The 2,032-nt window shown below is 30.0% G+C and carries 4 protein-coding genes; all 4 read left to right on the forward strand.

Features of this window, described 5'->3' with window-relative positions; genetic code table 11:
- A partial coding sequence (locus VLC96_RS19085; protein ID WP_325265468.1) for a YiiX/YebB-like N1pC/P60 family cysteine hydrolase occupies positions 1-419 on the forward strand: 419 nt, incomplete at its 5' end.
- 4 nt (positions 420-423) lie between these two features.
- Entirely contained in the window at positions 424-720 is a 297-nt protein-coding gene (locus VLC96_RS19090) for a winged helix-turn-helix domain-containing protein (protein WP_325265470.1), read from the forward strand.
- Between the two features lie 95 nt (positions 721-815).
- Positions 816-1,469 (forward strand): DUF1361 domain-containing protein, encoded by a 654-nt coding sequence (locus tag VLC96_RS19095; protein WP_325265471.1) that lies wholly within the window; start codon positions 816-818, stop codon positions 1,467-1,469.
- A 348-nt stretch (positions 1,470-1,817) separates the two neighbouring features.
- Positions 1,818-2,032, forward strand: a 215-nt coding sequence (locus VLC96_RS19100; protein ID WP_325265472.1) for an inner membrane CreD family protein, incomplete at its 3' end; no start/stop codon positions are given.

A 2,032-nucleotide genomic window follows, 5' to 3' on the forward strand; every position in this document is an offset into this window, starting at 1 on the left:
TTTTTGAAGCAGTTCAACCTGTAAAATATACTCCACTCACAGATTGGATTATGCATGGAAAAGAAAACCATTTTGTAGCTACACGATTGAAAAATGCATCGACGATACTCAATACTTCAACATTACAAAAAATGAAAGCCTTTGCAAAACAGCTAAACAACAAAGACTATGATTTATATTTTGAATGGTCTGATGATAAAATATATTGTTCGGAATTGATTTGGAAAATATATAAAAATGGTGCAGGAATCGAATTGTGTCCACTTCAAAAAATGAAAGATTTTAATCTAAAAGATGCTCGAGTTCAAACTATATTATCTGAAAGATACGGAACCAATATTCCGCTCGAAGAAAATGTTGTAGCACCATCAAACCTGGAACAATCCAAAATTGTAACCAAAATAATAGACACTTACTAAAGATTTGAAAAATATAATTCAAAATATCAATAAAGCTTTTGATCATCGAATCCGACTGGGAATTATGTCTGTTTTGATGGTTAATGATTCTGCCGATTTTAGTACTTTAAAAGAATTACTAGGCGTTACCGATGGTAATTTAGCTAGCCATACCAAAGCTTTAGAACTAGAAAATTACATTGCGATTGAAAAACAATTCATCGGTAAAAAACCAAATACAAGTTATAGGGCAACCAAAGAAGGACGAAAAGCTTTCCAAGATCATATTAATGCCCTGGAAAAATTAATACAGAAACGATAATCTATTTTTTTAATTATAAACTTTGAAATTCAAAGTACTTTTAAAAAGTAAAACAATATTATTCAAATTGAAACAAACTTTTAATACCTAAAATTATGCAACTCATTATTAAACTATTCAACAGCGACCGTAAAATTAATAGCATTTTACTTTTATTCACGACTTACTGTCTTGCTTTACTTGCCATAAGAGGAAAACTGACCAATTCCGGATACCATCTTTTCTTGGTTTGGAATTTGTTTCTTGCTTTCATTCCTCATCTATTTATTAGCTATTTAAAAGCTCATATTAGTATTCAAAAAAGTAAAATCATAACACTTTCATTACTTTTTCTTTGGCTATTATTTCTGCCAAATTCATTTTATATACTGACTGATTTAATTCATTTAACACAATCAAACAATAACTTATTTTGGTTTGATTTGGTGGTTATAAGTTCCTATGCTTTAATAGGCTTTACACTTGGAATCATTTCATTAATTGAATTTGAAAACATTATAAAAACCTATACTTCTCCCCTAATTACCAATTTAATAATGCCTTTGATTTGCATTTTATGTGGTATAGGAATCTATTTAGGCAGAATTCTTAGATACAACAGTTGGGATATTTTGAGTAATCCATTAGAACTTTTTCAGGCCGTGTTTACTTCTCTAACATCGGTTCATGCGCTATTGTTTTCCTTTTATTTTGGAGTTTACATCTATTTATTTTATTTCTTAAAAAAAATCTACTCAATCATAAACTAATAACAAACTATGCAAACCACCTTAACCCAAGAAGAACCTTTTGATGGCAGAACCGCTATCGAACTCGCCCTTGGTTGCTTTACTATCGGCACGTTATTTTTTATTTTATTACTAACTCTAAAAGATCCTTCTTTTGTTTTTATCATAGGATGCATCTTTATTATTATGGCTTTGCCGCTCAATATTATTATGTTTTTGCACTTACTTCATTACTATTATATTTTCCCTCAAATCCGAAAATATATTGCACAAAAAATTATAATTCTTTTAGGCAACATCCCCATAGCAATCTTGTATTACACCATTCTACATTCTTATCAATTACTATAATATTTAAACTAAAAAACCATGGAAACAACAGAAAATCAAAACCCTGCTCCTCTTTCTTTTCTTCAATCTCTTTTTCAATCGACAACTGCCAAAATGATAATGGTAGCTTTTTTAACTCTAATATTGCTCATTCCTCTGGCATTTGTCAATGAATTAATACGGGAGCGTTCTACTCGTCAACAAGAAGTCATTTCCGAAATCAATGATAAATGGGGAGAAAGCGTCTATTTTTA

Origin of the sequence: Flavobacterium sp. (assembly GCF_035456085.1) — a bacterium.
In the GTDB taxonomy this organism is placed as follows: domain Bacteria; phylum Bacteroidota; class Bacteroidia; order Flavobacteriales; family Flavobacteriaceae; genus Flavobacterium.